Raw genomic sequence first — 22,789 nt, 5'->3', positions numbered from 1 at the left:
ACCCCCGCTTATCCGCGTTCATTCCACGAATCGGTATATTTGATATTGCCGTCGAGATAGTGCCAGGTAATGCGCTCATACATCATCGACACGGCTTCAACGTGATTGAGCGCAGACGTCTGCGCCAGCCTGCTATTAGCCATGCCGGGATTGATGCCGCAGACCTTTACGCCTTCGAGTAGCATCACGAAGTACACTTCCTCCCTGCCCGCGTAGTTGATGCGATACCACTTGATCTCAGCAGATTCCAGCGTTTGCCCCTTCGCCACGGCCTTGTAAAGATAGGGCGTCGCTGCATCGAACTCCTTTTCGAACGAGACGGGTGAGTGCGAACGCGCACCGGTAATCTTGCCGTTAGCGGGATCAACCGGCAGATTCACGCCGTGGCCAAAACTGATAATTTCAATACTTCCTTCGCGATCCTGAACGGTTGACGAACCTTTGATGTTGGCGCCGCCATCGTCTTTAAGCCACATATGTGCAGGAATTGGCATCTCGAAAACGCCCCTTGAGAAAGGTTAATGAAAGCTGTCTCTTTTACCCAAGTTCATTTGGATTCGCAATGCGAGACGATGCAATTTGAGTAAGAAAACTGATATTTGACAATAAATGGGCAAATAGCAGATTCAAAGCAAAACGCCCCGATGTGGGGGCGTGTTCGTTTTGGCGCTGGAGCTATTCGGCAGAGGCCTCGCCTTCGCGTTTGGAATCGGCGGTCATGCACGCAGTGGCACAGGTGACCGCGATCATGAGCGAGATCGCAGCGGCTTCCGATGAACAGAGCGGGGGAATCGCGCAGGTCAATCTGGCGATCACGCAAATGGACGACGTGACGCAGCAAAACGCGGCGCTCGTCGAACGGGCCGCCGCGGCCTCACGTTCGCTGGAAGATCAGGGGCGGCAACTGAACGAAATCGTGGCGGCGTTCAGACCGCGCCCGCGCGACTGACGGAACCCGCGCGCCGGTGCTGAAGGGGACGGGCTGTGTGTCCGCCCGTCCCCGGCCAACTCCTGTCACGCATTGCAACAGGCCCGCATCAGTTGCTCTCAAAGAAACGCCGGGCCGCCCCAAGCTTACTTGACTCCCTCGGGGGCCCGACGCGTCAGCGGCAGGTCCGGGGCCGCTCAGAACCAGCCGTTCGAGCCGGTACCCGGCGTGAACGACACCCCGCGCAGCACTTCACCGAACCCAGCGCTGCGCAACGTCACGAACTTCTCGCTGGCGGCCTGGGCGGCGGTGGTGTTCTTCAGCAGATCGCGCGTCACCACCAGTTGGTTCGGATCTGCGCCGGTATCGCCGTTACCGCTCACCGTCGAGGTAATCGCCCAGATCGTCGCCGTGCCGTCGGCTTCGACACGGCCCGTCAGGTTGCGCAAGCCGTCGTTGGCCGGCGCCCACGGCAGGCCGGTAGCCGAATTCGCACCGGTCGGATAGCCCGGCACCGTGTACTCGGTCCCGAGATTCAAACCGGCTTGCAGCGTATAGGCCAGCGTCCACTTTTTCGCCGCAGCGTTGTAGATCCATTTCTGCAGGCCGGCGCCGGTTTGCGCGGCGGCATGCGTGAACAGATCCGCGCCGCCGGTATAGCCGTCGCCTTCGTCGGCCACATAGAGCGTCGTGGCGTTGGCGAACCACAGGCCGAACGGGTAGGAGAGCGTCGTGGCGGTCTTGTTGGGCGTCGACGGGAAGCCCGCCAGGATGCACAGATTGCTGGGCAGGCCGGTGCTCTGCAAGGTCGCCGCGTTATAGGCAAGCGGTGCGGTCGGCAGCGTGGCGCCGGCTGCCGGCACTCCGACGCCCGACGGGCAGGCCTTGCCCGTGGTGTCGAGGAAGTACACCGTGTTCACGCCGTTGCTGCCGCTACCCTTGGTGTAGTAGATGACGTTGTTGTACACCGCCATGCCGCGCAGGTTGTCGTCCTTGCCGATCTTGTCGGCCTTGGCGCCGAGTTCGGTCACGGAGAAGCTGCCGACCGGCGTCGGCGTGCCCGGATCCTGCTGCGCTTCGGGTTGCTTGCTCGGATCGATCAGTTGCGCGCCCGCGCCGAGAATCACGCCGTTCGGCTGCGGATTCGCACCGTTGCCGGCATTACCCGCCGTGTAGAAGAGGTTCTGGCCGTTGCTGTTGTTCAGGATTGCAGATCGACCGTTGTTGCCGCTATATGCGTTGGTCTCGGTGAAGTGGAAATGGCCTTCGCGGTCCACTCGCGCCACTGCGCGGTAGACGTTTTCGCCGACCGGGTTGGTCGGATCGACGGCGCCCGGCGTGTTCGAATTCGAGACGTCGAGCGCATTGACCGGTGCGACGTAGCCCATGAAGGTGAGGTACTTGCCGTCGGTGGACAGATGCAGGCCGAGCTCCGACTTGGAACTGAAGCTCGTCACCAGATGGTTGGGCGTGGAATCCCGCTGCAGGCTGTTCGGCACTTCAAGCGTGCTGACCCGCTCGCCGGACGGCGTGATCTGATCGAGGAAGATTCGCGAGGTAATGCCAAAGCTGCCGTCGTAGCCGTCGTTGTTCCAGACATACGGGTAGGTGCCGTCGTTGATGGCGCCGGTCGAGGCGCTACAACCGCCGGTGGTGCTCGCGCAGTTCGGCGGCAGGACCTGGCCGACCTGGACGTTGCTCGAAAGATTGTCATACACGCTGCGGCTCACCACCAGCAAGCCAGGAAAGAACGGGCTGGCATCGCCGTCAGAAAATGGCTGCGCGAAAGCGCTCGCACTGGCGGCGGCGAGTGTCAGTGCAACCAGTGGAGTTCGCGCTTTGTGAACAGAATGGGAAGGGAAGTGGGAAGCGAGGCGGGAAAGCAGGCAGGGAAGGGCATCGGTTTGCATCTGTAGTCTCCGTACGACGTTGGGGGAATATTTGTGACGGACTTGCAGGACAACCGAGCTACCCTAACAGCGCTTGATGAACGATTATTGACGTGCCGCTTTCACTTTCGTCAGATTGCCGCGGCCACTCTGAAGAAGCTCACGCTCTGCACGAGTCCCGATGCCTTGCTCTGCACCGCATCGGCAGCCGCCGCGGCCTGTTCGACCAGCGCCGCATTGCTCTGCGTCACCTGGTCCATCTGGTTGATCGCGTCGTTGACTTCGCCAATGCCGGTGGCCTGGTCCGCCGTGGCGGTCGCGATCGCCTCGACAATACGCGTGACGCTGCCCGCGCTTTCGACGACGCCGTCCATCGTGCTGCTCGCCCGATGGATCAGTTGCGTGCCGGCTTCGATGGTCGAGGCCGACTCGCGGATCAGTTCCTTGACTTCACGCGCTGCGTCCGCCGAACGTTGCGCGAGACTGCGCACTTCCGCGGCGACCACCGCAAAGCCGCGGCCCTGATTGCCGGCGCGGGCCGCCTCGACGGCAGCATTGAGCGCGAGAATGTTGGTCTGCGCAGCAATGGCTTCGACCACGCCGATGATGTCGACGATACGCCTTGAGGATGCGTTGATCTGTTCCATGGTCTGCACGGCGTCGCTCATCACCGTGCCGCCGTCGCGTGCCGCTTGCGCCGCGGTTTGCGCGAGCGTTGTCGCATTGCGCGCGTGGCTCGCGTTCAGTTGCACGGAAGCGGTGAAATGCTGCATCGAGGCGGCCGTCTCTTCGAGCGAGGCCGCTTGCTGTTCGGTGCGCGCGGACAGATCGAGATTGCCCGCGGCGATCTGCTGGGTGGCCGACGAGATCGTCGTGGCGCCTTCGCGGATTTCGCCGACGATATGGCGCAAGCGGTGATTCATGTCGTTCAGTGCAATCAGCAACTGGCCGGTTTCGTCGCTGCTCGACACTTCCACGTCGGCGCGCAGGTCGCCGGCGGCGACCGCTTGCGCGACACCCACCGCCTGTTTGACCGGCACGGTGATACTGCGGCTCAGGAACCAGATGACCGCTGCGCCGATCACCAGCGCGCCGAGCACGACCACCAGCAGCAGCGAGCAGGCGAGCCGGTAGGCATCGTCTGAGGCCTGCTCGATGCGTTGGTTGGAGGCCTGCGCTTGCTGCATAACCGAAGCGACGATCGCGTCGATCGCCGCGGTCGGTGGGCGGTCGATGCCTTTGACGAGCGCATCCACGACGTGCGGGCTGTTCGGATCGGCCACGTCGAAGTGCTTCAGTGCGCCGAGATAGCTGGTCTGCAAGGACTCGTGAGTGGCCAGCGCGTTGTCCACGCCGTCGAGGCTCACGCCTAACGCGCTCAACTGGCTTCTGAGCTTCTGCAAGGCTGTGGTGGTCTTGTCGCTTTGCGCGGCAAACGCCTGCTGGTGCGTGGCGAACGCCGCCGCATCGCTGCTGCGCAGGAGCAGGTCTTTCCACTCCTGGACCTGCTTCTTGAATTCGACCTGGGCAACGCGCGCGGTGTCGGCGGCCTGCGCGTACTGCTCGAGTGTCTGGGCCGACTGAACTTGCAGCGCATGGGTGTCGGACAGCGCATGCCATCCTTCCAGACCGACCACCATCGTGGCCGCCAGCAGCACGGCGCCCAGTAACGCCAGCTTGGCGGCAATCTTCAGATTTCTATAAAACGACACAGCAACTCCTGATGTGTGATGCGCTTCGCCGGCTGTCGCCGATGCTTGTGACATCGGCACGGCGGCGGGAGCCGGTTCAACTGGCCGGCACCTTGCGGCACGGTGAAGTGCGCCGCAAGTCCGAAAAGAACCTTCCGGGTATTAGAACTGCTTACGATGGGCCGCTTGAGGCACACGCATGGCTCAATCGAGCCGGAACTGGGTAACGGCCGTTGCAAGGTTGACGGCCTGCGATTGCAGCGCCGCAGCGGCCGCGGTGGATTGCTCCACCAGTGCCGCGTTTTGCTGCACCATCTCGTCGAGCTGGCTGACCGCGCGGTTCACTTCCTGAATGCCGCGCGTCTGCTCGTTGGCGGCCTGGGTGATTTCGGAAATGATCGTCGTCACGTTCGAGACGTTGCTGACGATCTCCGTCATCGTTTCGCCCGCGTGGCGCACCTGGTTCGAGCCCGATGTGACGCTCGCCACCGTCGACTCGATCAACGCCTTGATCTCCTTGGCGGCCTGCGCGCTGCGCTGTGCGAGGCTGCGCACCTCGCCCGCCACCACCGCGAAGCCGCGGCCCTGCTCGCCGGCGCGGGCGGCTTCGACCGCGGCGTTGAGTGCGAGGATGTTGGTCTGGAAGGCGATGCCGTCGATCACGCCGATGATATCGGCAATCTTCACCGAGGCGTTTTCGATCTCGCGCATCGTCGTGATGACTTCGGAGATCACCACGCCGCCGCGCGAAGCGACGTGCGAAGCGGAGGTGGCGGTGTCGTCGGCCTGCTTGGCGGCGCTCGCCGACTGGCCGACCGTCGCGGTGATTTGTTCCATCGAAGCCGCGGTCTGCTGCAGGCTTGCGGCAGCAGACTCGGTGCGGCCCGAGAGATCGCCGTTACCGGCGGCGATTTCGTTGGCGGCCACGCGCACCGATTCGCTGGCCTCGCGAATCTGCCGCATCACGCGGTTCAGCTTGTCGATGAAGGTGTTGAACGAGCGCGCGATCTGCGCGACTTCGTCGGTGCCGATGGCGGGCAGCCGCTGCGTTAGGTCGCCCTCGCCGGAGCCGATCCCATCCATTGCGTCGCGGACCTCCGAGAGGCGCCGGAACGACACCGCGGTCACTGCGGCGACCACGGCGGCGGCAATGCCGGCAATCACGATCAGCGCGATGATCGAGGTGGTCAGTTGCGAACGCATGCCGGCGGTCGCTTCGGCTTTGTCGAGCGCGACGACGGCGATCCAGTCGGTGCCGGCAATCGGTTGTGCGCGCAATAGCTTCGCGCTGCCGCCCACGTCGACCTGCAGCGGATGATCCGCGGTGGCGAGCGCAGCGAGCTTATCGGCGCTCAATTCGGGGATGAGATCGGTGACGGGCTTCAGGCTCAGCTTGGCGTCGGGGTGCGCGATGATCAGACCGCTGCTGTTCACCAGCATGCCGAAGCTCGACGGCGTCGGATGAATGGCCTTGACGTTGGCGATCACGGCGTCCATTTCGACGGTGCCCGCCACCACGGCCTTCAGGGCGCCGTCGCGAACCACCGGTGAGGCGAAGGACACGACCAGACGACCGTTGGAGATGGACACGTACGGCAGCGTCACCACCGCCTTGCCTGCAGCAACCGCCTGTTTGTACCAGGGGCGCACGGTCGGATCGAAGGTGGCTGGGATGCCGGTCGGGTCCTCGAACTTCGATGTCTTGTCGGGGTAACCGGCATAGACGTTGCCGAAGTTGCCGGCTTTGGCCATCAGCTTGAACGTCGGTAGCGGGTCGGGCTGCAGCGCGGTATCCTGCAACGAGTCAATCATCTGACTATTGACGGCAACCCATTGGGTGATGCCGGCCACGTGACCGCTCTCGACGGCCGTGAGGCTGTTGTCGATCGAGGCGGTGTTGTATCCGTTGGCAACGACGTAGTTGAGAGCCGCATTGGCCGCCAGTGCCACGACGACGATGGCGACGCACAGGGCGACGATGCGTGCGCGAATGGAAGAGAACATGGTGGGCGTCTTTTGGAGGTGAGCAGGAATCGGCAAGGCAACGCGCCTCGTCCAGGTATACGGCGGCGCGAGGGCAGACTTGAGCGGGACGCGCCGGCAGAGGCTTTCGCCGCGTTACAGACAAGCGTTTTAGCCCTTGTGGGAAGGCACTTTGTCAGGACAGGCGATCTTGCCGGGCACGCTGCTGTTTTCAACGCGTGCTACAGAGGCGCTGTGTTGCATTCGTCCGCAGATATCGCTGCTCTTTTTGTATGAACTTATTGCAAGCGGGTGCTTTGGCGGCGAGCCGCCGCTAACCACGCCGTCTGTGTTGCGTAGGGGCTCACATGATCGCCGAGTGTAGATGATGGGGATGCTCGAGCGTCTCGGCAATGATGTGCAGCGCCGCCTCGCATTCTTCACGGGTCTTCGAACCGCCGAGACACACGCGCAATGCGTTGGGCGGATTGCCGTCGGTCGAGAATGCAGCGCTTGCCACGGCCGCGATGCCCTGGTTGCGCAACTGCAGCGCCAACTCCGATGAACTCCAGCCGTCGTCGCCGGGAATCGGCAACCACAGATGAAAGCCGTCTGCATGCGCATCGTAAGCCCACGCATCGAGTACGCGCGCGGCAATCGCCTGGCGCGCTTTCGATTCGCTGCGGATCGCGTTGAGCATCTCATGGGCGATGCCGTCGTTGATCCACCCGGTCGCAAGCGCCACCGTAAAGGGACTCGCCATCACCGTGGTGGCGCGCAACGCGCCGGCGAGGCGCTGGGTCTGGCGCGGCGTGGGCGCCTGCAGGTAGGCGACCCGCAAGCCGGCGCCGAGACTCTTGGACAAGCCTGTGATGTAGTACGTCAGCTCGGGCGCGAAGCTCGCCAGCGCATCGGGCGCCTGCAGCGGCAGCATCGCATAGGCGTCGTCCTCGATGATCGGCACGCTGTAGCGCAGCGCGACGTCGGCCAGCGCTTCACGGCGCTTGTGCGTGAGTGTGAGCGTGCTCGGGTTCTGCAGTGTCGGGTTGCAATAGAACGCGCTCGGCTTGTCGGTCTTGCACAGCGCTTCGAAGGCATGCGCGAGCGGCCCTTCGTCATCGCGCGCGAGCGCCTGCAGGCGCACGCCCAGTTGCGCGGCGATGGCCTTGATGCCTGGATAGGCCAGCGTGTCGAGACAGATCGTGCCGCCCGGCCGCGCCAGTTGCGAGACCAGTGCGACCAGCGCGCTGTGAATTCCCGGACACACGAGGACGTTGTCCGTGGAACAGTTGGGCAGCCGGCGTTTGAGCCATTCGGCGCCGGCCGCCTTGTCGGCAGGTGTGCCGCCGAAGTCCTGATAGCGCAAAAGCTGATACGGGTCGCTGGAAGCCATCAAACGAGCGGCCGATTCGCGCAGCCGCGCCACATGCTCGGCCGGCTCCGGCGGCGTATTCATCGTCATCTCGATGCTGCTGCCGCCTGCGAGCGGCAGCGTCGCCGTGCGGCCGCGCACGAAGGTGCCGCTGCCCGCGCGCGAATCGAGCAGGCCGCGCTTCTTCGCTTCGGCGTAGGCGCGCGCCACCGTGGTGTAGTTCAACGCCAGTTCGCCGGCGAGATCGCGCAGGCCGGGCAGCCGGTCGCGCGGCCGCAGGCGCCCGTTGGCGAGATCTTCTTCGATCAGGTCGGGAATCGCGAGGTAAGCGGGCTTGCGGATTTCGGCAAGGCGTTTGATCCAGTGATGTGTCGGGCTACTCATCGTTTTCGCAGCAAGTCAGTGACGGGTAGGAGCGTGGCCGTTTTTGCACGGGCGCGCTCAAACAGGTTGGATGCAGCGCCAAAAAGTGATTGCATGACTTGATCGGATTGATCGTATCTGGTGAATGGCTGCACCGGCTCTGCGCGTCTGCACCAGCCGGATCGCACCCGGCTGGTGCGAACGGCGGCTGCATGGGCGCCTTTGCAGGCAGCACCGGCTGTACGCAAGCTTCGGGCCAAAATTTTTTTCGGCTTGCTTAACGAATGATCGCCTGTTTGATTGGAAAGTGATCGCATAGGCCGCGGCGATGAGTGGCACGGGCGTTGCGTTAGTGGAGCCGGCGCAGGCGCCAGGCGGCGCCGCCCGTTACCACGTTAAGCACGTGATTGCGCAACATTCCTGTTCACGCAAACCACTTTGGAGAGTGCCATGCCAGCCGTCAACAAACCGCTGCATCAGAAGGGCGATTACCTCGTCGATTACGAAGAGAAGGTCTTCGAGGACGTGAAGGCCGAGCCCGGCGAAAAGGCGCTCGTCACGTTTCACACGGTGGCGTTCGAAGGCTCGATCGGTTTCGTCAATCTGCTGCAGGCTACTCGCCTGCAACGCAAAGGCTTCGAGACGTCCGTGCTGCTGTACGGACCGGGCGTCACGCTCGGCTTGCAACGCGGCTTTCCGACGCTCGGCGACGAAGCGTTTCCAGGCCATCTGAACTTCAACAAGCAGTTGATGAAGTTCATGGAAGAGGGCGGCAAGGTGTATGCGTGCCGTTTTGCCTTGCAGGCGCTGTATGGACACGGCGAGGCTTCGCTGATCGAAGGGATCCGGCCGATCAGTCCGCTCGATGTGCTCGACATTCAGCTTCTGCATCGTAAGGACAACGCGCTAATCATCCACACCTGGACGGTCTGAGCACAGGCGGCCATCACCATGTCTGAAAAACGCATTGTCCGCGCGGCTGCCGTGCAGATTGCGCCCGACTTCGAGCGCAGCGGCGGCACCCTCGACAAGGTCTGCGAAGCGATCGAGCAAGCGGCGCGCGAAGGCGTGCAGTTGATCGTGTTTCCCGAGACCTTCGTGCCGTACTACCCGTACTTCTCGTTCGTGCGGCCGCCGGTGGCCTCCGGCGCCGATCACATGCGGCTCTACGAAGAGGCGGTGGTGGTGCCGGGGCCGGTGACGCAGGCCGTCGCCGAGCGGGCGCGTCTCAATCGCATGGTGGTCGTGCTCGGTGTCAACGAGCGCGATCACGGCAGTCTTTACAACACGCAACTGATCTTCGACGTGGACGGCCAGTTGCTGCTGAAACGCCGCAAGATCACGCCGACTTTCCACGAGCGGATGATCTGGGGGCAAGGCGACGCGGCCGGGCTGAAGGTCGTGCAGACCGGGCCCGCACGGGTCGGTGCACTCGCCTGCTGGGAGCACTACAACCCGCTCGCGCGCTATGCGTTGATGACGCAGCACGAGGAGATTCACTGCAGCCAGTTTCCCGGCTCGCTGGTGGGGCCGATCTTCGCCGAACAGATCGAAGTGACGATCCGCCATCACGCGCTCGAGTCGGGCTGCTTCGTCGTGAATGCGACGGGGTGGCTGAGCGAAGCGCAGATTGCTTCGGTCACGAGCGATACGAATCTGCAGAAGGCGCTGCGCGGCGGCTGCAATACCGCAATCATTTCGCCCGAAGGGCAGCATCTGGCCGCGCCGCTGCGCGAGGGCGAGGGCATGGTGATCGCCGATCTCGACATGGCGCTGATCACCAAGCGCAAACGCATGATGGATTCGGTCGGCCATTATGCGCGGCCTGAACTGCTGAGCCTCGTCATCAACGAACGGCCGGCCGCGACGGTGTCGCCGATGCCTTCGTGGGGTGCTGCTTCCGCCGCTTGCGCCGGCGCCGATTTCAACTCAACCGTGGGATGCCGCGATGAACGCCAACGAGACGCTGCCGGCTGCGAGCCGGCAATTGATGACTGAGCTGCAGTCGGCCGGCTTGCGGCTCGCCGATCCGGATGCGGGCGCCGCCAGCCGGCGCGGCGGCGCGGGGCCGTCGGACCACAAGGCCGTGACGGTTGATGGCGTGACCATCATGGTGCCGGTGCATACCAACACGGCCTGGCATTCGCCGTTCGTGGCGGCGCCCGCCGACGCAAGCGGCACCAGTGCGCTGCTGCGCGGCACGATTCCGATCGCCAATATCAGCTTTCCCCGCGCGCCGCGCTTCTACGCCATGCAGACGCTCGATGGGGTGCCGTATTCGCATATCGCCACGCTGCATGGCGCCGACGTGTTGGCCACGACGGTCCTGCAGACCTGCATCCGCTACGAGAGCCGCCGCAAGAGCTGCAAGTTCTGCGCGATCGGCCAGTCGCTCGCGGCGGGCCGCACGATTGTGCGCAAGAGCCCCGAGCAACTCGCCGAAGTGGCGCGCGCGGCGGTGCTGCTCGACGGCGTCAGGCACATGGTGCTGACCACCGGCACGCCGCCCACCGGCGACCGCGGCGCGCAGATTCTCTGCGAAAGCGCGTTTGCGATCCGCGCGGCCGTCGACCTGCCGATCCAGGCGCAGTGCGAACCGCCCGACGACGACCGCTGGTTCGCGCGGATGAAAGCGAGCGGCATCGATACGCTTGGCATGCATCTCGAAGTCGTGACGCCGGCCGTGCGCGAACGCATCATGCCGGGCAAGTCGAGCGTGCCGCTAGCGCGCTACATGGAGGCGTTCAAGGCCGCGGTGGCGGTGTTCGGCCGTGGCCAGGTGAGCACCTATATCCTCGCCGGGCTTGGCGATAGCGCGGCAGCGATTCTGGCGATCTCGCGCGAGCTGATCGAACTCGGCGTGTATCCGTTTGTGGTGCCGTTCGTGCCGATCAGCGGCACGCCGCTCGAGGACCATCCGGCGCCCACACCCGAATTCATGAAGTCGGTGCTGCAGCCGCTCGGTGCGATGCTCGCCGCCGCCGGGTTGCGTTCGAGCGATATCAAGGCCGGTTGCGGAAAATGCGGCGCGTGTTCGTCGCTGTCTTCGTACGAGGTGTGACCATGTTTGGCGAAGCGATCGCGGGCGTCTCCGCGCAACCCGATCTCGCGCCGGTGCTCTACACACCGGCCGAGTACCGCATCAAATGGACCACGCTGCCGTGGGAAGCAGAGGAGGCCTACAAGCTGCGGCGCGCGGTGTTCTGTATCGAACAGGGCCTCTTCGTCGGAGACGACCGTGACGAGATCGACGCGCGCGCCCAGCAACTGGTGGCGGTGAGCTGCATTGCCGGCATCTCCGAGCAGGTGGTGGGCACCGTGCGTATCCATCAGGAGGCGCCGGGCGTGTGGTACGGCTCGCGGCTCGCGGTGCACGCGGCGTTTCGCCGGCACGGCAAGATCGGCGCGACGCTGATCCGCCTCGCTGTGACGAGCGCCCGCGCGCTCGGTTGCGAGACGTTTCTCGCGCACGTGCAGAGCCAGAACGTGCCCTTGTTCGAGGCGCTGCATTGGCAGGCGCTCACCCAGGAGATGTTGCTGGGGCGCTCGCACCATCTGATGCAGGCGCAGCTCGAACACTATCCGCCGTGCACCGCACCGCGCAGCGGCTTTGTCACGCAAGCTCGGAGCGCGTCATGAGCGTGGCGGAGCTGGTCGCCGGCTTGCGCGAGAGCCGCGGCTTTCGTCACAAGACCGATATTGCCGGTGTGGTGTCGTCGCTGGCGCGACGCCTGCCCGGCGGCGCAGATGCGCTGGGTCAGGCGGTGGCGATAGGCGACGATTGCGCGGCTCTGGCCGACGGCGACGGTTACCTGCTGTTTGCGATCGAAGGCATGGTCAGCGACTTCGTGCAGGCCATGCCCTGGTTTGCGGGCTACAGCGCTGTGATGGTCAACGTCAGCGATATCTATGCAATGGGCGGCCGGCCGCTCGCGGTGGTGGACGCCTTGTGGAGCGACGGCATCGAAGCGGCGCACGAGGTGCTGGCGGGCATGGCGGCGGCGTCGCTGGCGTATGGCGTGCCGCTGGTCGGCGGCCATACCAATGCGCGCAGCGGCGCGGCGCAACTGGCCGTGTCGATTGTCGGGCGAGCCAGGGCGCTGTTGTCGAGCTTCAACGCGCGCCCGGGCGACCGCCTGTTGATGGCGGTCGATCTGCGCGGCCGCTTCGAGGAGCCATATCCTTTCTGGAATGCGTCGGTAGGCGCGCCCGCCGCGCGTTTGCGCGGCGATCTGGAGTTGTTGCCGCAATTCGCCGAGAGCGGGCTGTGCGATGCGGCCAAGGACATCAGCATGGCCGGCGCCCTGGGCACCGCGTTGATGTTGCTCGAATGCTCGAAGGTGGGCGCGCGTATCGATCTCGATGCGCTTCCCAAGCCGGCCGAGGTGCCGCTGGCGCGCTGGCTCACGGCGTTTCCGAGCTTCGGCTATCTGCTCGCGGTGCGCGAAGAACAGGCCGGGCGTGTCCGGGCGCAATTCGAGGCGCGCTCGCTGGCCTGCGCCGAGATCGGCACAGTCGACACATCGCGCAAGGTGGTCGTGCACCGGGGCAACGACGCCGCCGTTTTATGGGACTTTTGCGGCGAGCCGTTCATCGTGCCAATGGATGAGGCGCCGCGATGAGTACGGGGCCGCTGCGCATCGCACTGCTGACACATTCGGTCAATCCACGCGGCGGCGTGGTGCATACGCTCGAACTGGCGCGCGCCCTCAGCGTCCTCGGTCATGACATGACGGTGTTTGTGCCGGCCACGAACGATGAAACGCTGTTTCGCGAGTCCCCCTGCCGCGTGGTGTACGCGCGGATCATTGGTGCGGAGGCCGGTACGGTCGCACTGGTCGACGCGCGTATTCGCGCCTTGAAGCGCAGTCTGCAGGGGCACGGCACGGATGCCTTCGACATTCTGCATGCCGAGGACAGTATCAGCGGCAACGCGCTGGCCGAACTGAAGGCAGAAGGCTCGATTCGCGGCTTCGTGCGCACCGTGCATCACCTCGATCAGTTCGACGATCCGCGTCTTGCGGCATGGCAGGAACGCGCGTATCGCGACGCCGACCAGGTCTTGTGCGTCAGCGAGACGTGGACGCGCGAGATGCAACTGCGTTATGGAATCGCCGCGGTCACGGTGCCGAATGGTGTCGATATCGCGCGCTTCAACCCCCAGGCGAGCCCATCCGACACGGTACTCAAGCAACGGCTTGGACTGGGTGAGGGTCCGCTGATCCTCGCCGTGGGCGGCATTGAAGCACGCAAGAACACGCTGGCGCTGCTCGATGCCTTTGCGATGGTTCGTGCCGTGGCGCCGCAGGCGCAACTGGTGATCGCGGGCGGCGCAAGCCTGCTGGATCACGACGCCTATACACGGCGCTTTATCGAGCGCGTGGCGCACCACGGACTGTCAACCGGCCCAGGGCAAAGCATCGTGATCACCGGGCCGCTCACAGACGACGAGATACCCGCGCTCATGCGCAGCGCCCAGGTGCTGGCGATGGTCTCCGTGCGCGAGGGCTTCGGCCTGGTCGTACTCGAAGCGCTCGCCTGCGGCACGCCGGTGGTGGCGTCGGCGATCGCACCGTTTACCGAGTATCTCGATGACACCACCTGTAGCTGGGCCACGCCTACCGACCCAGCCTCGATTGCAAGCGCATTGCTGCGCGTGATACGCGGCGACGGCGCGACCGGTTTCGCCCGTGCGGTGCCCGCGCTGCTCGCACGTTTTAGCTGGGCGGCTAGCGCGAGCCGCCATCTCGAGGTGTATCGCGCATGGCTCGCCCGGCAGCCGCTTGCCATTCATTAAGCCTTACGTACAAGGAACTTCCCATGCCTGTCATGCACTTTCGCATTCAATGGCCCGATGGCGGCGAAGCGAATTGCTATTCGCCGTCGCAGGTGGTCAGCGAATTCTTTTCGCCGGGCCACGCGTACCCGCTCGACGACTTCGTACGACGCTCGCGCGAGGCGCTCAACATCGCCTCGGAGCGGGTGCGGCAGAAGTATGGGTTCGCCTGCTCGGCAGCGCTGGATCAACTCGCACAGATCGAACGCGACGCGGAGCGTTTTCGCGAGCACGCGGATGCCACCGTGAAAGTGATCGAACTGATCTGATTTTCTTCTTGCAAGGACGCATCATGTCGAACCTGGCACACTCCACGAGCGCGGCGCCACACGGCAATGGGCACTATCGCGTGCTCGTCGTCGGCGGCGGGCAGGCCGGTCTGTCGATCAGCTACTACCTGAAACAGGCCGGTATCGATCATCTGGTGATCGAGAAACAGACCGTCACGCACACCTGGCGCCAGCAGCGCTGGGACGCGTTCTGCCTTGTCACGCCGAACTGGCAATGCGCGTTGCCCGGTTATCCGTACACGGGCGACGATCCGCACGGTTTCATGAAGAAGGATGAAATCGTGGCCTACCTCGACGGCTTTATTGCCACCGTGGATGCGCCGGTACTCGAGCACACCGCGGTCAACCGCGTGAAGCGGCGCGATGACGGCACGTATGCGGTCACGACCACGCAAGGCGATTTCACCGCGGACCACGTGGTGGTGGCCTCGGGCGGCTATCACACGCCGATCGTGCCGCGCATGGCTGAGCGCTTGCCCGCGCGGATCGTGCAGTTGCAATCGTCCGGTTATCGCAACCCGCAGGCGCTGCCCGACGGCGCGGTGCTGGTGGTGGGCTCGGGACAATCGGGCGCGCAGATCGCCGAGGACCTGCATCTGGCCGGCCGCCAGGTGGTGCTGGCGGTGGGCGAGGCGCCGCGCTGCGCGCGCTTTTATCGCGGCAAGGACGTGGTGGACTGGCTGGCGGACATGCAGTACTACGACATGCCGGTGGAAAAGCATCCGTTGCGCGAAGGCGTGCGTGACAACACCAATCACTATGTGACCGGCCGCGACGGCGGGCGCGATATCGACCTGCGCAAGTTCGCTGCCGAAGGCATGCAGCTATACGGGCGCCTCGAAGACCTGCGCGACGGGCTGCTGCACTTCGCACCGAACCTCGCGGCGAATCTCGACGACGCGGACGATACCTATAACCGCATCAATGCGAGCATCGACGGCTTTATCGAAAAGCAGGGCATCGAGGCGGCGCCGGGTGGTGTCTATGAACCCGTGTGGCAACCGTCGCACGAACGCGCGACGCTCGCGCTCGAAGACAGCGGCATCGCTGCGATTATCTGGTGTATCGGCTTTACGCCGGACTTTAGCTGGATCGATGCGCCGGTGTTCAACGGACGCGGTTATCCGGCGCACCAGCGCGGCATTACGCCGGTGGAGGGGCTCTACTTCGTGGGCTTGCCGTGGCTGCACACCTGGGGCTCGGGCCGCTTCTCGGGGATTGCGCGCGACGCGGAGTATGTCGTGCAGGCGATTCTGGCGCGCGAGCGTGAACGGGCTGCGACGTGTGCGACGCTGGCGGCCTGAGTTGCTGAGTTGCTGAGTTGCTGAGTTGCTGAATCGCATCGCTTGAGTTGCCCGAGCGATGACCGACTGGTCGCTGGGGCAGGTCTGAGCCGTTCTGGCTGCGCGAATTCGCGCAGCCAGAACGTGTCCTCGCAGCCCAGCCTGCTTAGCTACCCAGAGCCGGATCGCTCATGCTGCTGCGTCCCGTTTCGACGTGGCCACCCAGGCGCCGCGTGAAGGTCGGGTCCGTATCGACGGTCACCGTCAGGTCGTACCAGCCGTAGGCCGCGCGCAGATCGAGGTAGAGGTCCTCATTGTCGCCGCCCTTCACCGTGCGCTTGACGATCATGCTCGGATCGTACGCGTTGGTGATGGTGAACTCGCAACGCGCCGTGCCCGGATTCTCGAGACGCAATTGCAGGTTGCCGTTGGCGACGTCGTAACCCTCGGCCACTTCCGGGCGGGCCACTTCCGAGCTGCTCCACCAGTTCGACGCTGCCGGCGGTTTGCCGGCGAAGCGGCGCAGGTAGCCGTTCGGACCGTACACGGTGTAGTCGTAGGTGCCGTTGGCGTTGAGCGGCAGTTGGTCGTCGAGACGCTTGCCGGCTTCCACCGTATAGCTGAGCGGCGCCGCGCCGCTGTTGGTCGAGTAGACGAGGAACGCCGCACCGGCCTTGCCGCTGTTGACAAAGCGGATGGCGATCTTGCCTTGCGACGCCTCGCTGTGCAGACGCACGAACAGTTCGTAGGGCAGGGCGCGCGCCGGCCGCACACCGGGTTCCTGCTTCGGCACGGCTTGAACGAGCGGCGGCAGCGGGACATAGTCCGGATGACGCAACTGGTCCGGCGGTACGTAGCTTTCCGTGCTCGGCAGCGCCGGCGTGGCGTCGTTCGGATTGACGAAGTTGAACGCCGACATCAGGTCGCCGCACACGGCGCGGCGCCACGGCGTGATATTCGCTTCGGCCAGATCGTGATGCTGGCCGAAGCGCTTCTCGATGAAGCGGATCACCGACGTGTGGTCGAACAGTTGCGAGCACACATAACCGCCCTTCGACCACGGCGAGACCACGATCATCGGCACGCGCGGTCCGAGGCCATACGGGCCGTTCGCATACTCGCCCGCCGTATATTGGCCGTTGCCGCCGTAGATCTCGTTCGTGTTGGGAACCGTCGACAGGCCGTTGGCGCTCGAAGCCGGCGCGAACGGGGGCGCCATGTGATCGAAGAAGCCGTCGTTCTCGTCGTAGTTGACGAGCAGGACCGTCTTGCTCCACACCTGCGGGTTCGACGTCAGGATCTGCAGCACCTGGTCGACATACCACGCGCCGTAGTTGGCCGGCCAGTTCGGGTGCTCGGAATAGGCTTCCGGTGCGACGATCCACGAAACCTGCGGCAGCGTGTTGTTGGTCACGTCCTGCTTGAGCACGTCGAAGTAGGTGCCGCCGTTCGCCACGTTGGTGCCGGTGCGCGCGTTGTCGTAGAGCGGATTGCCTGGCTGCGCGTTGCGATACTGGTTGAAGTAGAGCAGCGAGTTGTCGCCGTAGTTGCCGATGTAGGCGTTCGAGGTCCAGCCCCACGAACCGTTGGCATTCAGGCCGGTGCCGATGTCCTGATAGATCTTCCACGAAATGCCGGCGTTTTGCAGGACTTCCGGATAGGTCGACCAGCCGTAGCCAAGCTCGGAGTTGTCGATCACCGGGCCGCCGCCGTTGCCGTCGTTGCCCACCCAGCCGGTCCACATGTAGTAGCGGTTCGGGTCCGTCGGGCCCATCAGCGAGCAGTGATACGCGTCGCAGATCGTGAACGCGTCGGCCAGCGCATAGTGGAACGGAATGTCGTCGCGCGTCATGTACGCCATCGTCGTGGTGCCCTTGGCCGGCACCCACTGGTTGTACAGGCCGCCGTTCCATGCCGTGTGGGTGCTGTTCCAGTCGTGCGCCAGATCCTGCAGGAACTGCAGGCCGAGGTTCGGCGCGCTCGGGCGGAACGGCAACACATGGCCCACATCTTCGACTGCGCCTGCGAGCAGCGGCTGATACCACACCGGGTTGCCGGTGGGCAGCGAGATGGCGCGCGTGTCGCCAAAGCCGCGCACGCCGCGCAGCGTGCCGAAGTAGTGGTCGAACGAGCGGTTTTCCTGCATCAGGATGACGATGTGTTCGACGTCCTGAATGCTACCGGTGGCGTTGTTGGCAGGGATGGCGAGCGCGTTGCGAATGCCGAGCGGCAGCATGCTCAACGCGGTTGCGGAACCCGCAGCCGAGGCGGCTGCGCGCAGAAAATCACGGCGGTTTTTTGATGTCATGTTCGGCTTCGATCTTCAGGAGAGGGAATATGCACGACGGCGGGCAAGCACAAGCCGAACCGGCGCGGGGAGTCGGACGAGCTCAATCAACGGTGTGAATCACGGGTGTTACAAGACTGTCGGATGCGGCGGCGCCGAGCTGTGCGGAGCCCGGCGGCGGAGTCTGGATGGCGTGTGCCGGCAGCACGGAAGCGTTTTGCGACGACGCGTTTTGCGACGGCGCGGAAGGTACCGCATAAGGCGCCGGCGGGGCAGCGTTGATCTGCTCGGCGGATGTCGTGCTGGTGTCGGGCGTCTTGCTGTCGTCGTTGCCGCAGGCGCCGAGCGCCACGCATAACGCGATTGCCAGTGCCGCATGGGCGGTGCCCGGCCACGGCGTCGCCGTTCGCGGGCGCGGCCATGCGCGCGGTGCTACTACCAAACGTTTGCTCGCCGGTTTGGATTCGAACAACGCGCTGCGCGCAGACCTGGTGGACATGGGAGGCCTTTGACGGTATTGGGGGACGCTGGCGAGGGTACGTACCCTGACCAGGCACCGTCGAAGGATAACTACTTACCTGTGTAAGATTTATGAACGTTGGGTAAGAAGTTGCGATTGTGCATGTTTGCGCAATTTACAAAATGACGTTTTCGAGGCAGCGGCGTTCAGTCCGCACGTCACTCCCACACTGAGACAACCGCCTCGATCTCGACGGTGATGTTCCCCGGCAGCGAGCCCATCCCGACCGCCGAGCGCGAGTGGCGGCCCGCGTCGCCGAACACGTCGACGAACAGGTCGGAGCAGCCGTTGATGACGCGCGGATGTTCGGTGAATTCAGGCGTGGCGTTGACCATGCCGAGCAGCTTGACGATCTGCTTCACGCGTTGCAGGTCGCCCAGTTCATCATGCAGGACCGCGAGCAGGTTGAGTCCGACCAGTTGCGCATGGCGATACGCTTCTTCGGTATTGACGCTTGCGCCGACCTTGCCGGTCATGAGCGCGCCGGTTGCGTCGATCGGTCCCTGGCCCGAGAGAAACAGCAGATTGCCTGCGCGGGTGCAGTGGCAGAAATTGCCGATTGGCGAGGGCACTTGCGGTAGTTTCAGGCCGCGCGAATGCAGCCGTTCATAACAGTTCATCTGGGATCGAGTGAGTGAGAGCGGACGTTCTGAAGAGAGCGTGGCGCGGCACGATTGCAGCGAGGCGGCAATCGCGCCGCGCTCAGGCCGTTGTGGCGTTGCGCGCAGGGCGCCTGAAAGCTTCGTTCACTTAAGGTTCATGCGGCGGTCACGATTCGCGCTGGCGCCAGCCGAGTCGTGCTTCGATGCGCGCAGCGACCGCTTGCACCGCTTGCGCGTAGCGTTCGGTGCCGAGTACGGCTTTCGCTTCGGGCATCACGATGGAAATCGTGAACACGCACACGCCTGCGTTGTCGAGGACGGGGGCGGCGAGACAGGCCACCGAAGCATCGGATTCGCCGATCTGGATCGACAGGCGCGCCTCGAGTGCGTCCCTTGCAATCTGCGCGAGCACCTTGGGCCGGGTTTCGGCGCGGCCGGTGGGCGAAGCCTGAGCGTGCTGCGTAAAGAAGGCAATCCGCTCGGCGTCCGGCAAATGGCCGACCAGCAAGCGGCCCGAGGCGGTCCAGTTGAGCGGCACGCGACTGCCCACGCGCGAGGTGACACGAAAATGTCCTGGCCCCTCGGACATTTGCAGCACGACCATCATGCCTTCTTCGAGTCCGCAAACCTGCACGGACTCTTCGACTTCGGCGGACAGCCGCTGCATTTCCTCGGCGGCCACCGCGAGGTAGTCGAGCGAGCCGGCATAGGTCAGGCCGTAACCGTACAGGCGCGAGCCGAGCCAGATGGCGCCGTCGAGCCGGCGCGCGAGCAGGTTCTTCTCGACCAGGTCGTTGATGATCGAATAGACCGTGGAGAGCGGTGCGCCCACCATGCGCGCCACCTCATAGGCGGTGGCGGGCCGGCCGGCCGCTTGCAGTGCATCGAGAATCTGCACAGCGCGCTCGATCGCGCTGGTGCGGGAGCGGGGCGCCTGGGCAGTCTGGCCGGTTTGGTCGCTTTGGGCCGTGAGCCCGGCGGCCGTCTCGGAAGCGGTCGCGCCAGACTCGGCGGCGGTGGATCGGGGCGTGCGGGCCATCGTGCTCCTTGGGATGCCGGGTGGGTATGCCTAATGGGGGTTTTTGTCCAGTTGACGCTCGGGCATTGTATGCTAGACTGATCCGCAATTACAACATATATTCCATAATTAAGAAATACCAGTTTGGAGGCTTTTCTCGATGGACATCCGCACTCGTTTCGGCTTACGCCCCGTCATCAATGCCTCGGGCACGATGACGAGCCTCGGCGCGTCCATCGTCCGCGCGCCGGTAATCGAGGCGGTGGCGCAGATCCTGCCGGAGTTCGTCGAGATCGACGACCTGCAGCGCAAGGCCTCGGCGGTGATCGGCGAGGCGTGCGGCAGCGAGTCCGGCTATATCACCGCGTCGTGCTCGGCGGCGATCACCCTGAGCATCGCGGCCACCATGACGGGTGACGACCTGGGGCTGATCGAGCGTCTGCCGGACGCGAGCGGCCTGCGTAACGAAGTCGTGATCCAGACCGGGCACCTCGTCAATTATGGCGCACCGGTGGATCAGGCGATCCGCCTCGCCGGAGCAACGGTCGTTCCGGTGGGCGCCGCCACTGAAGCGCACGGCTACCAGTTGGCCGGCGCGATTGGCGCGCGCACCACGGCGGCACTCTATGTCGTGTCGCATCACGCGGTCCAGTACGGCATGATCCCGCTCGAAGAATTCATCGCCGTGGCGCACGCCCAGGGCGTGCCGGTGATTGTCGACGCCGCGTCGGAATACGACCTCAAGCGCTTTATCGCAGCGGGCGCGGATCTCGCGCTCTACTCGGCGCACAAGTTTCTCGGCGGACTCACCGCCGGCATCGTGGCCGGCCGCAAGGCGCTGGTGCGGGCGGCCTATTTCCAGAACGGCGGGATCGGCCGCGGCATGAAAGTCGGCAAGGAGGGCATCGTCGGTGCGATGGCTGCGCTCGGGCAATGGCAGCAGCGCGATCACGGCGCGGTCCGGTCCCGCGAGCGCGCTTATCTGACGCTCTGGCGCGACGCGCTGAACGCTCGCGCGGGGGTGCGCGCCGAACTCGATGCCGATCCGACCGGCAATCCTCTCGAGCGCCTGAAACTGCAGATCGATCCGCGCGAGGCGCGCACGACGGCCTGGGATCTTGCCGATGCGCTCGCGCGGCCGCCGGCCGGCGTCGCACCGGTGATCGTGCGCGATCACGAAGTCGAACAGCATTTCTTCTTCGTCGATCCGTGCAACCTGCATCCCGGCGAAGAGCAGGTCGTGCTGGCCCGGCTGGTGGCCGAACTCGAACGGGCGCAAGCCGCGCCTGAGCCGCTGGTCACGCCGTTCCATCAGCGCGACGCGCGCCGTCTGGCAGGCCGCCGCAACTGGCCGGACTGATCTGCGCGCGTGGGCCGAGATGGCCGACGCAGCCGGCGCGGCTGAAAGCGTCGCGCTGAAAACCTGATTGTTTGACCGTCACACCGGAGCAATTCCGGTGTCGCTTTGCTCTGTTCGTTTAGTACGCCTTATGTAGCTTGAAAAATCCATAACCACCGCTGTTTGCTGTTCTTTCGACTTGAGACTTGGGGAAACCATGATGCAAAAGAAAATGCTTCGTACGGCGCTCGCCATCGCCGTAACCGGGATCGGCGGCACGGCCGCGCACGCGCAAAGCAGCGTCACGCTGTACGGCATCATCGATGCCGGTTTCACCTACACCAATAATCAGAAGGGCTCGGCCGCGTATCAGGCGACTCAAGGCAACGTGCAGGGCTCACGCTGGGGCTTGACGGGTAGTGAAGATATCGGGGGCGGCAACAAGGTCCTGTTCAAACTGGAAAACAGCTTCAGCGCCGAAACGGGCGCGCTGGGCGGCGGCGGACGGATGTTCGGCCGCGGCGCATGGGTGGGCCTGAGCAATCCGACGGCCGGCACGATCACGCTCGGGCGCCAGTACAACAGCGTTCAGGACTACCTGTCGAATCTGCAGATCAACGGCGTCGGCGCGATGAGCCAGTACGGCAATGCGGTCTACGACAACGACGACCTCAACAACACCTACCGCACCGACAACGCGGTGAAGTACACCACGCCGACCTACGCCGGCTTCACCGCCAACGCGATGTACGCGTTTTCGAACATGGCGGGGCAGTTCGCCAACAACCGGGCATGGAGCGTGGGCGCCGACTATGTGAACGGCCCGCTGCGTCTCGACGCGGCGTATTCGCTGGTCGACAGTCCGGCCAGCAATACGACCGGCGCGGCGCCTTCGGACAACTACTATGGCACCGGCTCCTCGATCATCGGCACCAGCAACGTCTCGCGCAATCAGGTGTTCGGCGGCGGCGGCGCCTACACATTCGGTCCTGCCACGGTAGCGCTGCTGTACACGAATTCGCAGTTCCAGTTGATCAGCGGCGGCAGCCTGCGCTTTGCCAACTACGAAGCGAGCGTACGTTACCAGTTGACGCCCGCCACGCTGCTCGCCCTCGGCTACATCTACACGAGCCAGAACAGCAGTTCGAAGACGGCGCCGAATGCGCATTACAACCAGATCAGCGTCGGCGGCGAGTACTTCCTCTCGAAGACCACCGACCTTTACCTGAACGGCATCTACCAGAACGCTTCCGGTTCGAAGGCGTGGATCGAAGGGATTTCCAGTCCTTCGAGCACCAATGGTCAATTCGTGACCGTCGCCGGTATCCGCCACAAGTTCTAAGGACAGCGGCCGGGCCGCGCGGTAAGCGCGGCCGTCCGCACACGCGCGAGAGGCACGCGCACCGCAT

The 22,789-nt window shown here is 64.4% G+C and carries 19 protein-coding genes and 1 pseudogene; 11 read left to right on the top strand and 9 right to left on the bottom strand.

What is annotated here, in order from left to right:
- Positions 1-8 precede the first annotated feature (8 nt).
- The gene (locus tag AC1ECK_RS15605; protein WP_480320599.1) at positions 9-494 is read right to left on the bottom strand and encodes an Hcp family type VI secretion system effector; all 486 of its coding nucleotides are present in this window, start codon (positions 492-494) and stop codon (positions 9-11) included.
- A 221-nt stretch (positions 495-715) separates the two neighbouring features.
- On the opposite strand from AC1ECK_RS15605, the pseudogene AC1ECK_RS15600 reads away from it, so the two are divergent.
- A pseudogene (locus AC1ECK_RS15600) lies at positions 716-949 on the top strand (methyl-accepting chemotaxis protein); the annotation flags it as partial.
- Positions 950-1,125: 176 nt separating this feature from the next.
- Here AC1ECK_RS15600 and AC1ECK_RS15595 read toward each other — a convergent pair.
- From AC1ECK_RS15595 to AC1ECK_RS15580, 4 genes are all read right to left on the bottom strand, one after another.
- Positions 1,126-2,838, bottom strand: coding sequence for a hypothetical protein (locus tag AC1ECK_RS15595; protein ID WP_480320597.1), 1,713 nt, complete (start codon positions 2,836-2,838; stop codon positions 1,126-1,128).
- Positions 2,839-2,948: 110 nt separating this feature from the next.
- Positions 2,949-4,529 carry a methyl-accepting chemotaxis protein gene (locus tag AC1ECK_RS15590; RefSeq protein ID WP_480320595.1) on the bottom strand — a complete coding sequence of 527 codons (1,581 nt, stop codon included), beginning with the start codon at positions 4,527-4,529 and terminating at the stop codon, positions 2,949-2,951.
- 183 nt (positions 4,530-4,712) lie between these two features.
- A complete protein-coding gene (locus AC1ECK_RS15585) occupies positions 4,713-6,512 on the bottom strand; it encodes a methyl-accepting chemotaxis protein (protein WP_480320593.1) in 1,800 nt (599 codons plus the stop codon).
- 322 nt (positions 6,513-6,834) lie between these two features.
- Positions 6,835-8,226, bottom strand: a complete 1,392-nt coding sequence (locus tag AC1ECK_RS15580) for an aminotransferase-like domain-containing protein (RefSeq protein WP_480320591.1) — start codon at positions 8,224-8,226, stop codon at positions 6,835-6,837.
- 429 nt (positions 8,227-8,655) lie between these two features.
- Here AC1ECK_RS15580 and AC1ECK_RS15575 point away from each other — a divergent pair, with 429 nt between their 5' ends.
- The 8 genes from AC1ECK_RS15575 to AC1ECK_RS15540 are packed head-to-tail and all read left to right on the top strand — an operon-like array spanning position 8,656 to position 15,635.
- On the top strand, positions 8,656-9,138 hold the full coding sequence (locus AC1ECK_RS15575; protein ID WP_054040483.1) for an MSMEG_0572/Sll0783 family nitrogen starvation response protein: 483 nt from the start codon (positions 8,656-8,658) through the stop codon (positions 9,136-9,138).
- Between the two features lie 18 nt (positions 9,139-9,156).
- On the top strand, positions 9,157-10,203 hold the full coding sequence (locus tag AC1ECK_RS15570) for a Nit6803 family nitrilase (RefSeq protein WP_480320589.1): 1,047 nt from the start codon (positions 9,157-9,159) through the stop codon (positions 10,201-10,203).
- Complete coding sequence (locus AC1ECK_RS15565; RefSeq protein WP_480320646.1) at positions 10,196-11,266, top strand: MSMEG_0568 family radical SAM protein; 1,071 nt, start codon at positions 10,196-10,198, stop codon at positions 11,264-11,266. Before AC1ECK_RS15570 ends, AC1ECK_RS15565 begins: the two co-directional genes overlap by 8 nt.
- Positions 11,267-11,268: 2 nt before the next feature.
- Positions 11,269-11,844, top strand: a complete 576-nt coding sequence (locus AC1ECK_RS15560; protein WP_480320587.1) for an MSMEG_0567/Sll0786 family nitrogen starvation N-acetyltransferase — start codon at positions 11,269-11,271, stop codon at positions 11,842-11,844.
- Entirely contained in the window at positions 11,841-12,827 is a 987-nt protein-coding gene (locus tag AC1ECK_RS15555) for a sll0787 family AIR synthase-like protein (RefSeq protein ID WP_480320585.1), read from the top strand. The genes AC1ECK_RS15560 and AC1ECK_RS15555 overlap by 4 nt, the downstream gene beginning before the upstream one ends.
- Complete coding sequence (locus AC1ECK_RS15550; RefSeq protein ID WP_480320584.1) at positions 12,824-14,002, top strand: MSMEG_0565 family glycosyltransferase; 1,179 nt, start codon at positions 12,824-12,826, stop codon at positions 14,000-14,002. The genes AC1ECK_RS15555 and AC1ECK_RS15550 overlap by 4 nt, the downstream gene beginning before the upstream one ends.
- Before the next feature lie 23 nt (positions 14,003-14,025).
- Positions 14,026-14,310, top strand: coding sequence for an MSMEG_0570 family nitrogen starvation response protein (locus AC1ECK_RS15545; RefSeq protein WP_480320582.1), 285 nt, complete (start codon positions 14,026-14,028; stop codon positions 14,308-14,310).
- Between the two features lie 23 nt (positions 14,311-14,333).
- Positions 14,334-15,635: an MSMEG_0569 family flavin-dependent oxidoreductase gene (locus tag AC1ECK_RS15540; RefSeq protein ID WP_480320580.1), complete on the top strand. Its 1,302-nt coding sequence runs from the start codon at positions 14,334-14,336 to the stop codon at positions 15,633-15,635.
- 145 nt (positions 15,636-15,780) lie between these two features.
- Here AC1ECK_RS15540 and AC1ECK_RS15535 read toward each other — a convergent pair whose 3' ends face one another.
- The 4 genes from AC1ECK_RS15535 to AC1ECK_RS15520 all read right to left on the bottom strand — a co-directional run bounded on the left by AC1ECK_RS15535 (position 15,781) and on the right by AC1ECK_RS15520 (position 20,062).
- Positions 15,781-17,922: a phosphocholine-specific phospholipase C gene (locus AC1ECK_RS15535; RefSeq protein ID WP_480320578.1), complete on the bottom strand. Its 2,142-nt coding sequence runs from the start codon at positions 17,920-17,922 to the stop codon at positions 15,781-15,783.
- 82 nt (positions 17,923-18,004) lie between these two features.
- Complete coding sequence (locus tag AC1ECK_RS15530; protein WP_480320576.1) at positions 18,005-18,400, bottom strand: hypothetical protein; 396 nt, start codon at positions 18,398-18,400, stop codon at positions 18,005-18,007.
- A gap of 179 nt (positions 18,401-18,579) precedes the next feature.
- On the bottom strand, positions 18,580-19,041 hold the full coding sequence (locus AC1ECK_RS15525) for a RidA family protein (RefSeq protein ID WP_480320574.1): 462 nt from the start codon (positions 19,039-19,041) through the stop codon (positions 18,580-18,582).
- A 148-nt stretch (positions 19,042-19,189) separates the two neighbouring features.
- A complete protein-coding gene (locus AC1ECK_RS15520) occupies positions 19,190-20,062 on the bottom strand; it encodes an IclR family transcriptional regulator (protein WP_480320572.1) in 873 nt (290 codons plus the stop codon).
- Between the two features lie 139 nt (positions 20,063-20,201).
- On the opposite strand from AC1ECK_RS15520, the gene AC1ECK_RS15515 reads away from it, so the two are divergent.
- Positions 20,202-21,401 carry an aminotransferase class V-fold PLP-dependent enzyme gene (locus AC1ECK_RS15515; protein ID WP_480320570.1) on the top strand — a complete coding sequence of 400 codons (1,200 nt, stop codon included), beginning with the start codon at positions 20,202-20,204 and terminating at the stop codon, positions 21,399-21,401.
- A 196-nt stretch (positions 21,402-21,597) separates the two neighbouring features.
- Entirely contained in the window at positions 21,598-22,722 is a 1,125-nt protein-coding gene (locus AC1ECK_RS15510) for a porin (protein ID WP_480320568.1), read from the top strand.
- Positions 22,723-22,789: the final 67 nt, after the last annotated feature.

The organism is Paraburkholderia sp. SSBN10T, from assembly GCF_056619545.1.
The sequence above is the reverse complement of the archived record's forward strand: the minus strand, read 5'-3'. Positions and strand labels throughout refer to the sequence as shown.